We start from the raw sequence: 12,308 nt of genomic DNA, 5'->3' as shown, positions 1-12,308 counted from the left end.
GTTTCCCCGGGGGGCGGTTTTCACGTCCCAGACTTGGTGGAGCCGACGGGACTCGAACCCGTGACCTCCTGAGTGCGATTCAGGCGCGCTCCCAGCTGCGCCACGGCCCCACGCGCCCTATATGGTAGCGGGGGCAAGAAGGCTTGTCTAGTCCCCTTCCTTGAGGCGCACCTCCACCCGCCCCTTCTTGTCCTTCACGGAAAGGGTAGCCTTGGCCTTGCCCTTGCGGTACTCCGCCTTCCACTCGCCCTTCTTCACCTCGTACTTGGTGCGCACCCAGCCCCGGCGGCGCAGGTCCTCGTCGTGGTAGCGGAAAACCGCCTCCGCCCGGGAAAAGTTGTAGACCACCACGACCCCCTGGGGCTCCGCCACCCGCTCCACCACCACCGCTTGGGGAAAGAGGTCCAAGGTGAGGTTGGCGGTGATCCGGACCTCGAGGGCCACCGCCGGAACCAACAGGAAGGAAAGGACAAGCCACTTCCGCATGCCCTAAGGATACCCCCCTCCCTCCCCTGGTCCATGAGAGCCCGCTAAAGTAGACTTAGAAAGTGGACGAAGTTTGGCGGAAACTGGCCGAGCCCTTTCCCCCCGCCGAGGTGCAGTGGCGCATAGAAGCCCTCTCCAAGGACCGGAAGCGGGCCCTGGTGGTCCCCTACGTGGACGCCCGCACCGTCTTGGACCGCCTGGACCGGGTGGTGGGGCCCGAGGGGTGGCACGATAGCTACGAGGTCCTGGCGGACCAGGAAAGGAACCTAAAGGACGAGCGGGGCGAGCGTAGGGAGCGGCTTTGCGAAGTGAAGTGCCGCCTCACGGTCCTCGGGGTCACCAAGGAGGACGTGGGAGAGGGCGACTCCCTCAAGGCCGCCTTTTCCGACGCCCTCAAGCGGGCGGCGGTGAAGTTCGGGGTAGGGCGCTACCTCTACCGCCTGGAAAAGCAGTGGGTGGACTACGACCCGGAAAAGGGCCGCTTCACCCCGCCCAAGCTCCCGGAACCGGAGGCGGAGCCCGAAGAGGAGAAGCCCGAAGCCCACCGCCTCATTGACCAGCTCCTGGAGCGCCTCAGGGAAAAGGGCCTGGGCAAAGAGGCGGCCAGGATCGTCACCAAATACGGGGGGTACGGCAAGACCCCTGAGGAGACCAAGCGCCTCTACGGGGAACTCCGGGCCTTGCTCAAGGGATGAGGGTCGTCGCCATCGGGGACCTCCACGCCAACTTCCCCGCCTTGTGGCGCATCCTAAAGGCGGAAGGCCTGGCGGACGCTTCCCTAAAGCCCACCCCTGACCTCCGCTTTGGGGCCGCCAAGGTGGTCCTCTTGGGCGACCTGGTCCACCCCAAAACGCCCAGAGATTACGAGCGGCTCACCGGCCTCGCCCCCTTTGACCCGGAAGACCCCTTCCACCTACGCCTAGCGGCCAAGGCGGAGATCCGGGAGCTCTTCCGGCTCAAGGCCTTCCAAGAAGCGGCGGGGGGCAACCTGGTCATCCTCCTGGGCAACCACGACGAGGCGGTTCTCAAGGGGGAGCCCATCCTGGGGAACCGGCACCTAAAACACCTGGAGTTCCACCCCGAAAAAGGCGGCCTGCCCCTACCGGAGACCCTCAAAACCTGGATGGAACGCTTTCCCAAAGAGTGGGTGCTAAGCGGGGTGCACTTCGCCCACGTGGGCCCGGTGCCCTGGCTCCAGGAGTACGATGACCTTTTCTACGCCCAAAGCGAGCCCAAGACCTGGTGGTTCCGCACCCCCGACTACGTGGAGCGCATGGGCTATCGCTATGGCGTCTACGGCCACGTGCCCCTGCGGGAGGGCATCCTCCTGAAAGAACGCTTCGCCCTCATTGACGCCTTGGACCTGGGGGAGTACCTGGAGCTCTTCCCCGAGGAAGACCCCTTGGCCGTCAGGATCAAGCGCCTCTCCTATGCCTAACCCCCTCACCTCCCCCAAAGCGGTGCGGGAGCTTCTGGCCAAGCACGGCCTTTTCGCTGACAAGCGCTTCGGCCAGAACTTCCTGGTTTCCGAGGCCCACCTAAGGCGCATCGTGGAGGCGGCCAAGCCCTTCACAGGGCCCGTCTTTGAAGTGGGGCCGGGGCTTGGCGTCCTCACCCGGGCCCTGGCGGAGGCGGGGGCCGAGGTCACGGCCATAGAGAAGGACATCCGGCTTAAGCCCGTCTTGGAGGAAACCCTACAAGGACTCCCCGTCAGGCTCCTCTTCCAAGACGCCCTTGACTTTCCCTGGGAGAGGGCGCCGGAAGGAAGCCTCCTGGTGGCCAATCTCCCCTACAACATCGCCACCCCCCTGGTCACCCGCCTCCTCCAGACGGGCCGCTTCGCCCGCCTGGTCTTCCTGGTGCAGAAGGAGGTGGCGGAGCGGATGACGGCGGAGCCGGGAAGCCCTGCCTACGGGGTCTTGTCCCTACGGGTGGCCCACCACGCCCGGGCGGAAAGGCTCTTTGACCTGCCCCCGGGAGCCTTCTTCCCCCCGCCCAAGGTCCATAGCAGCCTGGTGCGCCTCACCCCTTTGGGGGTGGCCGACGACCCGGCGCTTTTCCGCCTGGTGGAGGCCGCCTTCGCTAAGCGGCGGAAGACCCTGAAAAACGCCTTGGTGGCGGCGGGGTACCCCAAGGAAAGGGTGGAAAAGGCCCTCGAGGCCCTATGCCTCCCCCCGGAGGTGCGGGGCGAAACCCTGGACTTGGAGCGGTTCCGCCTGCTCCAGGCGTTGCTATACACTTCGGTGTAGCTTTTCCCCGCGCGTGAGGATGGACATTACACCGTTTAATCTACTCTTGGTGTAGCCTATCCCCCTTGTCCCGGCCTCAGGGTGATAAGATGGGCGGGAAATGAGGCGGGGGCGCTTGGGGTTTTGGGTCCCCGCCTCGTGAAGAGATGCACGAAAGGAGGGGACCTTGGCGCCGATCGCGGAGTACGTGAACGTCCTCATCTATCTAGGGGTGGCCCTCTTCATCGGGGTGGCGGCCCTTGGGGTGGGGGCTCTTTTGGGCCCTAAGAAGCCGGGCAGGGCCAAGCTCATGCCCTACGAGTCGGGGAACGACCCCGCCGGGGAGGTGAAGCGCTTTCCCGTCCACTTCTACGTGGTGGCCATGCTCTTCATCCTCTTTGACGTGGAGGTGGCCTTCCTCTGGCCCTACGCCGTGAGCGCCGGAGGGCTTGGGCTCTATGGCTTCCTGGGGGTTTTGGCCTTCACCCTCCTCCTCTTCGTGGGCTTCCTCTACGAGTGGTGGAAGGGGGTGATGCGGTGGCATTGAAGGATTTGTTTGAGAAAGACGTGCAGGAGCTGGAAAGGGAGGGCATTCTCTTCACCACCTTGGAAAAGCTGGTGGCCTGGGGGCGGTCCAACTCCCTTTGGCCCGCCACCTTCGGCCTCGCCTGCTGCGCCATTGAGATGATGGCCTCCACCGACGCCCGCAACGACCTCGCCCGCTTCGGCAGCGAGGTCTTCCGGGCAAGCCCCCGCCAGGCGGACGTGATGATCGTGGCCGGGCGGCTATCCAAGAAGATGGCCCCGGTGATGCGCCGGGTCTGGGAGCAGATGCCCGACCCCAAGTGGGTGATCTCCATGGGGGCCTGCGCCAGCTCCGGGGGGATGTTCAACAACTACGCCATCGTCCAGAACGTGGACTCCGTGGTGCCCGTGGACGTCTACGTGCCGGGCTGCCCCCCGCGCCCCGAGGCCCTCATCTACGCCGTGATGCAACTCCAGAAGAAGGTCCGCGGCCAGGCCTACGACGAGAAGGGGCGGAAGCTTCCGCCCGTGGCCGCTTGGCAGCGGGCAAGGGGGTGAAGCGTGCGGCTTGAGCGTGTCCTGGAAGAAGCCCGGTCCAAGGGGTATGCCGTGGAGGAGAACGGCCTCGGCAACCTCTGGGTGGTCCTGCCCCGGGAGGCCTTCAAGGGGGAGATGGTCCATTACAAGGAGCTGGGCTTCAACTACCTGGCGGACATCGTGGGCCTGGACTACCTGGAGTACCCCGACCCCCGCCCCGAGCGCTTCGCCGTGGTCTACGAGCTCGTCTCCCTCCCGGGCTGGAAGGACGGGGACGGAAGCCGCTTCTTCGTGCGGGTCTACGTGCCCGAAGAGGACCCCAGGCTCCCCACGGTCACCGACCTCTGGGGGAGCGCCAATTTCCTGGAAAGAGAGGTCTACGACCTCTTCGGCATCGTCTTTGAAGGCCACCCCGACCTCCGCAAGATCCTCACCCCGGAGGACCTCGAGGGCCACCCTTTGCGCAAGGACTTCCCCTTGGGGGAAACCCCCACCCTCTTCCGCGAGGGGCGCTTCATCGTGCCGAGCGAGTTCCGGGCGGCCATCACCGGCAAGAACCCCGGCCTCACCCTCTACAAGGGAGGTAGCCGCAAGGGCTACCGGTCCCTCTGGGCCGACCTGACCAAGGCCAAGGAGGTCAAATGAAGGACTACCTGGACCCGGTGGAGACCCTGGAGGAGCCCAAAGAGCTCCGCACCGAGGTCATGACCCTGAACGTGGGCCCGCAGCACCCCTCCACCCACGGGGTATTGCGGGTGGTGGTCACCCTATCGGGCGAAGAGGTCTTGGACCTCGTCCCCCACATCGGCTACCTCCACACCGGCTTTGAGAAGAACATGGAGAACCGGACGTATACGCAGGTCATCACGTATACGCCCCGGATGGACTACCTCCACTCCTTCGCCCACGACCTAGCCTACGCCCTGGCGGTGGAGAAGCTGGTGGGGGCGGTGGTGCCGCCCAGGGCCCAGACCATCCGCATCATCCTGAACGAGCTCTCCCGCCTGGCGAGCCACCTGGTCTTCCTGGGCACGGGGCTTTTGGACCTCGGGGCCCTCACCCCCTTCTTCTACGCCTTCCGCGAGCGCGAGACCATCCTGGACCTCTTTGAGTGGGTCACGGGCCAGCGCTTCCACCACAACTACATCCGCATCGGCGGGGTGAAGGAGGACCTCCCGGAGGAGTTTGTTCCTGAGCTTAAGAAGTTCCTAGAGGTGATGCCCCACCGCATTGACGAGTACGAGGCCCTCTTCGCCGAAAGCCCCATCTTCTACGAGAGGGCTCGGGGCGTGGGGGTGATCCCGCCCGAGGTGGCCATTGACCTCGGCCTCACTGGGGGCTCCTTGCGGGCGAGCGGGGTGAACTACGACGTGCGCAAGGCCTACCCCTACTCGGGGTACGAGACCTACCAGTTTGACGTGCCCTTGGGAGAGCACGGGGACGTGTTTGACCGGATGATCATCCGCATCCGGGAGATGCGGGAGTCGGTGAAGATCATCAAGCAGGCCCTGGAGCGGCTGGAGCCGGGCCCCGTTCGCGACCCCAACCCCCAGATCACCCCGCCCCCAAGACCCCTCCTGGAGACCTCCATGGAGGCGGTCATCTACCACTTCAAACACTACACCGAGGGCTTCCACCCCCCCAAGGGCGAGGTCTATGTGCCCACGGAGTCGGCCCGGGGGGAGCTCGGCTACTACATCGTCTCCGACGGGGGGAGCATGCCCTACCGGGTGAAGGTGCGGGCGCCGAGCTTCGTCAACCTGCAAAGCCTGCCCTACGCCGCCAAGGGCGAACAGGTGCCGGACATGGTGGCCATCATCGCCAGCCTGGACCCGGTCATGGGGGACGTGGACCGCTAAGGAGGCACCATGGGGTTCTTTGACGACAAAGAGGACTTCTTAAGGGAAACCTTCGCCAAGTACCCGCCCGAGGGGCGGCGGGCCGCCATCATGCCCCTCCTGAGGCGGGTGCAGCAGGAGGAGGGCTGGATCCGGCCCGAGCGGATAGAGGAGATCGCCCGTCTGGTGGGCACCACCCCCACGGAGGTCATGGGGGTGGCGAGCTTCTACTCCTACTACCAGTTTGTGCCCACCGGCAAGTACCACCTCCAGGTCTGCGCCACGCTAAGCTGTAAGCTCGCCGGGGCAGACGAGCTTTGGGACCACCTCACCGAGGCGCTGGGCATCGGCCCCGGGGAGGTGACCCCGGACGGGCTTTTCAGCGTGCAGAAGGTGGAGTGCCTGGGAAGCTGCCACACCGCTCCCGTGATCCAGGTGAACGACGAGCCCTACGTGGAGTGCGTGACCCGGGCCAGGCTCCAGGCCCTTTTGGAGGGCTTAAGGGCGGGGAAGCGGCTTGAGGAGATCGCGCTTCCCGGCAAGTGCGGCCACCACGTGCACGAGGTGGAGGTATGACCGGGCCCATCGTTTCCGGAAAGGACCCTCGCTTTGAGAGGACCCTCTACGCCCACGTGGGCAAGGAGGGGAGCTGGACTTTGGACTACTACCTGAAGCACGGGGGGTACGAGACGGCCAAGCGGGTCCTCAAGGAAAAGACCCCGGACGAGGTCATAGAGGAGGTGAAGCGCTCGGGGCTTAGGGGCCGGGGCGGGGCGGGCTTCCCCACGGGGCTCAAGTGGAGCTTCATGCCCAAGGACGACGGCAAGCAGCACTACCTCATCTGCAACGCCGACGAGTCCGAGCCGGGGAGCTTCAAGGACCGCTACATCCTCGAGGACGTCCCGCACCTCCTCCTCGAGGGGATGATCCTGGCCGGCTACGCCATTCGGGCCACGGTGGGCTACATCTACGTGCGGGGGGAGTACCGCCGGGCGGCGGACCGCCTCGAGGCCGCCATCCGGGAGGCCAGGGCCCGGGGCTACCTGGGGAAAAACCTCTTCGGCACGGACTTTTCCTTTGACGTCCACGTCCACCGGGGGGCGGGGGCCTACATCTGCGGGGAGGAGACCGCCCTCATGAACTCCCTGGAGGGCCTTAGGGCCAACCCCCGCCTCAAGCCCCCCTTCCCGGCCCAGGCGGGGCTTTGGGGCAAGCCCACCACCATCAACAACGTGGAGACCCTGGCCTCCGTGGTGCCCATCCTGGAACGGGGGGCGGACTGGTTCGCCCAGATGGGCACGGAGCAGTCCAAGGGGATGAAGCTCTACCAGATCTCCGGCCCCGTGCGGCGGCCTGGGGTCTATGAGCTTCCCATGGGCACCACCTTGCGGGAGCTCATCTACGAGTGGGCGGGCGGGCCTTTGGAGCCCATCCAGGCCCTCATCCCCGGCGGGTCTTCCACCCCGCCCTTGCCCTTCACGGACGAGGTCCTGGACACCCCCATGAGCTACGAGCACCTGCAGGCCAAGGGCTCCATGCTGGGCACCGGGGGGGTGATCCTCATCCCCGAGCGGGTGAGCATGGTGGACGCCATGTGGAACGTGACCCGCTTCTACGCCCACGAGTCCTGCGGCAAGTGCACCCCCTGCCGCGAGGGGGTGGCAGGGTTCATGGTGAACCTCTTCGCCAAAATCGGCTCGGGGGAAGGGGAGGAAAAGGACGTGGAAACGCTGGAAGCCCTCCTCCCCCTCATTGAAGGCCGAAGCTTCTGCCCCTTGGCGGACGCCGCCGTCTGGCCGGTAAAGGGCTCCTTGAAGCACTTTAAGGACCAGTACCTGGCCCTGGCGCGGGAGAAGCGCCCCGTGCCCAGGCCGAGCCTCTGGAGGTGACATGGTCAGGGTCAAGGTCAACGACCGCGTGGTGGAAGTGCCCCCGGGGACGAGCGTCATGGACGCCGTCTTCCACGCCGGGTACGACGTCCCCCTCTTCTGCTCGGAAAAGCACCTCTCCCCCATCGGGGCCTGCCGCATGTGCTTGGTGCGCATCGGCCTGCCCAAGCGGGGCCCCGACGGGAAGCCCCTCTTGAACGAAAAGGGCGAGCCGGAGATCCAGTGGCAACCCAAGCTGGCGGCGAGCTGCGTCACCGCCGTGGCCGAGGGCATGGTGGTGGACACCCTTTCCGAGGTGGTGCGGGAGGCGCAGGCGGGGATGGTGGAGTTCACCCTCCTCAACCACCCCCTGGACTGCCCCACCTGCGACAAGGGCGGGGCCTGCGAGCTCCAGGACCGCACGGTGGAGTACGGGCTTTACGAGAAGTACTACCAGAAAAACCCCCTGGAGCTTCCCGTCTACACCCGCTTTGAGTTCACCCGCCGCCACGAGGACAAGCACCACCCCCTCTCCCCCTTCGTCATCCTGGACCGGGAGCGGTGCATCCACTGCAAGCGGTGCGTGCGCTACTTTGAGGAGATCCCGGGGGACGAGGTCCTGGACTTCATTGAGCGGGGGGTACACACCTTCATCGGCACCCTGGACTTCGGCCTACCCTCGGGCTTTTCCGGCAACATCACGGACATCTGCCCCGTGGGGGCCCTTTTGGACCTCACCGCCCGCTTCCGCGCCCGCAACTGGGAGATGGAGGAAACCCCCACCACCTGCGCCCTCTGCCCCGTGGGGTGCGGGATCACCGCGGACACCCGAAGCGGCGAGCTCCTACGGGTCCGGGCCCGGGAGGTCCCCGAGGTCAACGAGATCTGGCTCTGCGACGCCGGCCGCTTCGGCCACGAGTGGGCGGACACCCACCGCCTCAAGACCCCCATGGTGCGGGAAGGCGGGCGGCTCAGGGAGGCCACCTGGGAGGAGGCCTTCCTCGCCCTAAAGGAGGGCCTGAAGGGGGCTAAGGGGGAGGAGGTGGGGCTTTACCTGGCGGGGGACGCCACCTTGGAGGAGGGACTCCTGGCCGCCGCCCTGGCGGAGAGCCTCAAAACCCCCCACCTGGACTTCCAGGGCCGCACCGCCGCCCCGGCAAGCCTCTACCCCCCGGCCACCCTGGAAAACCTCCTCGAGGCCGACTTCGCCCTGGTCCTGGGCGACCCCACGGAGGAGGCCCCCATCCTCCACCTGCGCCTCTCCGAGTTCGTGCGGGACCTCAAGCCCCCCTACCGCTTTGCCCACGGCACCCCCTTCGCCGACCTGCAGATCAAGGAGAGGATGCCCCGCCGCACGGACAAGATGGCCCTCTTCGCCCCCTACCGCGCCCCCCTCATGCGCTGGGCCGCCCTCCACGAGGTCCACGCCCCCGGGGAGGAGCGGGAGATCCTCCTCGCCCTCCTGGGGGAGAAGGAGGGGAGCGAGGTGGTGCGGAAGGCCAAGGAGGCCTTTGAGCGAGCGGAGCGGCCCGTGCTCATCCTGGGGGCTGGAGTGCTTCAGGACACGGTGGCGGCGGAACGGGCCAGGCTCCTCGCCGAGCGCAAGGGGGCTAAGGTCCTGGCCATGACCCCCGCCCCCAATGCCCGGGGCCTCGAGGCCATGGGGGTATGGCCCAAGGAGAAGGGGGCCGCCTGGGACGAGCCGGGGGCCCCTTACGCCTACTACGGCTTCGTCCCCCCCGAGGCGGCCCTTAAAGGGAAGCGCTTCGTGGTGATGCACCTCTCCCACCTCCACCCCCTGGCGGAGCGCCACGCCCACGTGGTCCTGCCCTCCCCCACCTTCTACGAGAAGCGGGGCCACATCCTGAACCTGGAAGGCCGCGTCCTCCCCCTCTCCCCCGCCCCCATAGAAAACGGGGAGGCGGAAGGGGCCTTGCAGGTCCTGGCCCTCCTGGCGGAGGCTTTGGGGGTGCGGCCGCCCTTTAGGCTCCACCTGGAGGCTGAGCGGGCCCTTAAGGCCAAGAAGGTGCCCGAGGCCATGGGGCTTTACGCCTTCCGCACCAAGGCGCTCAGGCCCAAGGAGGAAACGGGGAACCTCTACCTCCGACCCACCATGTGGAAGGCCTGGCAAAGGGAGGGCAAGGCCACGGAGGCGGCCTCAGCGGAGCTTTGGGTCCACCCGGAAACGGCCCGCCTCGAGGCCCTGCCCGAAGGCGCCTCGGTGGAGGTGGAAACCCCCTTGGGACGGGAAGAAGCCCGGGTGGTCCACCGCCAAGACGTCCCCAAGGGCCTTTACTACCTCTCCGCCCTGGGCCCCTTCGCCGGCAGGCGCTTCCCGGCCCAGATCCTGGTCCCGGCAGGAGGTGAAGCGTGAACCCTTACCCCCTGGACCCCTACTGGATGGTGGCCCTGAAGGCGCTTTTGGTGGTGGTGGGCCTCCTCACCGCCTTCGCCTTCATGACCTTGATTGAGCGCAGGCTCCTCGCCCGCTTCCAGATCCGCATGGGCCCGAACCGCGTGGGGCCCTCCGGCCTCTTCCAGCCCATCGCCGACGCCATCAAGAGCATCTTCAAAGAAGACCTGGTGGTGGAGCGGGCGGACAAGGTCCTCTTCGTCCTCGCCCCCCTCCTCGGGGTGGTCTTCGCCCTCCTGGCCTTCGGGGCCATCCCCTTCGGCCCCCCGGGGAGCTTCTTCGGCTTCCAGCCTTGGGTGGTGAACCTGGACCTGGGGATCCTCTACCTCTTCGCCGTGAGCGAGATGGCCATCTACGGCATCTTCCTGGCGGGGTGGGCCTCGGGGAGCAAGTATAGCCTCCTGGGTTCCTTGCGCTCCTCCGCAAGCCTCATCTCCTACGAGCTCGGCCTCGGCATCGCCCTTCTCGCCCCGGTCCTCTTGGTGGGCAGCCTCAACCTCAACGACATCGTGAACTGGCAGAAGGAAAACGGCTGGCTTTTCCTCTACGCCTTCCCCGCCTTCTTGGTCTACGCCATCGCCGCCTTGGCCGAGGCGGCCCGCACCCCCTTTGACCTTCCCGAGGCGGAGCAGGAGCTGGTGGGGGGCTACCACACGGAGTACAGCTCCATCAAGTGGGCCCTTTTCCAGATGACGGAGTACATCCACTTCATCACCGCCAGCGCCCTCATCCCCACCCTCTTCCTGGGGGGCTGGACCATGCCCTTTTTCAACGTCCCCTACCTCTGGATGTTCCTCAAGATCGCCTTCTTCCTCTTCCTCTTCATCTGGATCCGGGCCACCTGGTTCCGCCTCCGCTACGACCAGCTTTTGCGCTTCGGCTGGGGGTTCCTGTTCCCCGTGGCCCTGGTCTGGTTCCTGGTCACCGCCTTGGTGGTGGCCCTGGGCCTGCCCCGGGTGTACCTCGTCTACCTCTCCGGCCTGAGCTTCCTCGCCCTCCTCGGGGCGACGTTCTATAGCCCCAAGCCCGTCCGCAAAGGAGGTGGCGCATGACCTTAAAAGCCCTAGCGCAAAGCCTCGGCATCACCCTCAAGTACCTCTTCTCCAAGCCGGTGACCGTCCCCTACCCCGACGCCCCCGTGGCCCTCAAGCCCCGCTTCCACGGGCGGCACGTCCTCACCCGGCACCCCAACGGCCTGGAGAAGTGCATCGGCTGCTCCCTCTGCGCCGCCGCCTGCCCCGCCTACGCCATCTACGTGGAGCCCGCGGAGAACGACCCGGAAAACCCCGTTTCCGCCGGGGAGCGCTACGCCAAGGTCTACGAGATCAACATGCTCCGCTGCATCTTCTGCGGGCTCTGCGAGGAGGCCTGCCCCACGGGGGCCATCGTCCTGGGCTACGACTTTGAGATGGCGGACTACCAGTACTCCGACCTCATCTACGGCAAGGAGGACATGCTGGTGGACGTGGTGGGGACCAAACCCCAACGGCGCGAGGCCAAGATGACCGGGAAGGCGGTGAAGCCCGGCTACGTGGTGCCCTACGTGCGGCCCGAGCTGGAGGGCTTCAAGGCCCCCACGGAGGGAGGGAAAAAGTGAGCCCTTGGGAAGCTTTGGCCCTTCTTTTGCTCCTCGCCACCGGGCTCCTGGTGGTGACGCTAAGGAACGCCATCCACGCCGCCTTGGCCCTCATCGCCAACTTTTTGGTCCTGGCCGGGGTGTACGTGGCCCTAGACGCCCGCTTCCTCGGGTTCATCCAGATCATCGTCTACGCCGGGGCCATCGTGGTCCTCTTCCTCTTCGTCATCATGCTCCTCTTCGCCGCCCAGGGGGAGGTGGGCTTTGACCCCTTGGTGCGCTCCAAGCCCCTGGCGGCCCTCCTCTCCCTCGGGGTGGCGGGGGTCCTCCTCTCCGGGCTCTTGGGCCTGAAGCTCGCCTTCTCCCAAGACCTCCAAGGCGGGCTCCCCCAGGCCCTGGGGCCCCTCCTCTACGGGGACTGGCTCCTCGTCCTCCTCGCCGTGGGCTTCCTGCTCATGGCGGCCACGGTGGTGGCGGTGGCCTTGGTGCAGCCGAGCCGCCCCCTGGATGCCCTGCGCCCCGAGGAGCGCAAGGAGGAGGTGCTGCGATGAGTTACCTCTTCGCCTCGGCGCTGCTTTTCGCCCTGGGGGTCTACGGGGTCTTGACCCGCCGGACCGCCATCCTGGTCTTCCTCTCCATTGAGCTCATGCTGAACGCCGCCAACCTCTCCCTCATCGGCTTCGCCCGGGCCCACGGCCTCGAGGGCCAGGTGGCCGCCCTCATGGTCATCGCCATCGCCGCCGCGGAGGTGGCGGTTGGCCTAGGGCTCATCGTGGCCATCTTCCGCCACCGGGAAAGCACCGCGGTGGACGACCTGTCCGAGCTTAGGGGGTAAGC

15 protein-coding genes and 1 tRNA gene are annotated in these 12,308 nt (G+C 66.5%); 14 read left to right on the top strand and 2 right to left on the bottom strand.

Annotation, left to right across the window (positions count from 1 at the left end; translation table 11 throughout):
• Positions 1-34: 34 nt before the first annotated feature.
• Both L0D17_RS05620 and L0D17_RS05615 read right to left on the bottom strand, forming a co-directional pair.
• Positions 35-110 (bottom strand) — tRNA-Ala (locus tag L0D17_RS05620).
• A gap of 37 nt (positions 111-147) precedes the next feature.
• Positions 148-486, bottom strand: coding sequence for a hypothetical protein (locus L0D17_RS05615; RefSeq protein ID WP_243094363.1), 339 nt, complete (start codon positions 484-486; stop codon positions 148-150).
• Between the two features lie 62 nt (positions 487-548).
• On the opposite strand from L0D17_RS05615, the gene L0D17_RS05610 reads away from it, so the two are divergent.
• From L0D17_RS05610 to nuoK, 14 genes are all read left to right on the top strand, one after another.
• Positions 549-1,181: a Rad52/Rad22 family DNA repair protein gene (locus L0D17_RS05610; RefSeq protein WP_039455620.1), complete on the top strand. Its 633-nt coding sequence runs from the start codon at positions 549-551 to the stop codon at positions 1,179-1,181.
• On the top strand, positions 1,178-1,924 hold the full coding sequence (locus L0D17_RS05605; RefSeq protein ID WP_243094362.1) for a metallophosphoesterase: 747 nt from the start codon (positions 1,178-1,180) through the stop codon (positions 1,922-1,924). The genes L0D17_RS05610 and L0D17_RS05605 overlap by 4 nt, the downstream gene beginning before the upstream one ends.
• On the top strand, positions 1,917-2,735 hold the full coding sequence (gene rsmA / locus L0D17_RS05600) for a 16S rRNA (adenine(1518)-N(6)/adenine(1519)-N(6))-dimethyltransferase RsmA (protein ID WP_243094360.1): 819 nt from the start codon (positions 1,917-1,919) through the stop codon (positions 2,733-2,735). The genes L0D17_RS05605 and rsmA overlap by 8 nt, the downstream gene beginning before the upstream one ends.
• A gap of 166 nt (positions 2,736-2,901) precedes the next feature.
• Positions 2,902-3,261 carry an NADH-quinone oxidoreductase subunit A gene (locus L0D17_RS05595; protein ID WP_039455610.1) on the top strand — a complete coding sequence of 120 codons (360 nt, stop codon included), beginning with the start codon at positions 2,902-2,904 and terminating at the stop codon, positions 3,259-3,261.
• Positions 3,252-3,797 carry a NuoB/complex I 20 kDa subunit family protein gene (locus L0D17_RS05590; protein WP_341474676.1) on the top strand — a complete coding sequence of 182 codons (546 nt, stop codon included), beginning with the start codon at positions 3,252-3,254 and terminating at the stop codon, positions 3,795-3,797. The genes L0D17_RS05595 and L0D17_RS05590 overlap by 10 nt, the downstream gene beginning before the upstream one ends.
• A 3-nt stretch (positions 3,798-3,800) precedes the next feature.
• Positions 3,801-4,421: an NADH-quinone oxidoreductase subunit C gene (locus L0D17_RS05585; protein WP_243094358.1), complete on the top strand. Its 621-nt coding sequence runs from the start codon at positions 3,801-3,803 to the stop codon at positions 4,419-4,421.
• Positions 4,418-5,635, top strand: coding sequence for an NADH dehydrogenase (quinone) subunit D (gene nuoD, locus L0D17_RS05580; RefSeq protein ID WP_243094356.1), 1,218 nt, complete (start codon positions 4,418-4,420; stop codon positions 5,633-5,635). The genes L0D17_RS05585 and nuoD overlap by 4 nt, the downstream gene beginning before the upstream one ends.
• A gap of 9 nt (positions 5,636-5,644) precedes the next feature.
• Complete coding sequence (gene nuoE / locus L0D17_RS05575) at positions 5,645-6,190, top strand: NADH-quinone oxidoreductase subunit NuoE (protein ID WP_243094355.1); 546 nt, start codon at positions 5,645-5,647, stop codon at positions 6,188-6,190.
• Entirely contained in the window at positions 6,187-7,503 is a 1,317-nt protein-coding gene (gene nuoF / locus L0D17_RS05570) for an NADH-quinone oxidoreductase subunit NuoF (protein ID WP_243094353.1), read from the top strand. Before nuoE ends, nuoF begins: the two co-directional genes overlap by 4 nt.
• Before the next feature lies 1 nt (position 7,504).
• Positions 7,505-9,856 (top strand): NADH-quinone oxidoreductase subunit NuoG, encoded by a 2,352-nt coding sequence (nuoG, locus tag L0D17_RS05565; RefSeq protein ID WP_243094351.1) that lies wholly within the window; start codon positions 7,505-7,507, stop codon positions 9,854-9,856.
• A gap of 26 nt (positions 9,857-9,882) precedes the next feature.
• Positions 9,883-10,947 (top strand): NADH-quinone oxidoreductase subunit NuoH, encoded by a 1,065-nt coding sequence (nuoH, locus tag L0D17_RS05560; protein WP_243094405.1) that lies wholly within the window; start codon positions 9,883-9,885, stop codon positions 10,945-10,947.
• Positions 10,944-11,492, top strand: a complete 549-nt coding sequence (nuoI, locus tag L0D17_RS05555; RefSeq protein ID WP_039455593.1) for an NADH-quinone oxidoreductase subunit NuoI — start codon at positions 10,944-10,946, stop codon at positions 11,490-11,492. Before nuoH ends, nuoI begins: the two co-directional genes overlap by 4 nt.
• Positions 11,489-12,022 (top strand): NADH-quinone oxidoreductase subunit J family protein, encoded by a 534-nt coding sequence (locus L0D17_RS05550; RefSeq protein WP_039455592.1) that lies wholly within the window; start codon positions 11,489-11,491, stop codon positions 12,020-12,022. The genes nuoI and L0D17_RS05550 overlap by 4 nt, the downstream gene beginning before the upstream one ends.
• Positions 12,019-12,306 (top strand): NADH-quinone oxidoreductase subunit NuoK, encoded by a 288-nt coding sequence (gene nuoK, locus L0D17_RS05545; protein WP_039455591.1) that lies wholly within the window; start codon positions 12,019-12,021, stop codon positions 12,304-12,306. Before L0D17_RS05550 ends, nuoK begins: the two co-directional genes overlap by 4 nt.
• Positions 12,307-12,308 lie beyond the last annotated feature (2 nt).

Origin of the sequence: Thermus thalpophilus (assembly GCF_022760915.1) — a bacterium.
In the GTDB taxonomy this organism is placed as follows: domain Bacteria; phylum Deinococcota; class Deinococci; order Deinococcales; family Thermaceae; genus Thermus; species Thermus thalpophilus.
Note: the sequence above shows the minus strand (reverse complement) of the source record. Positions and strands in the feature narration are given on the sequence as shown.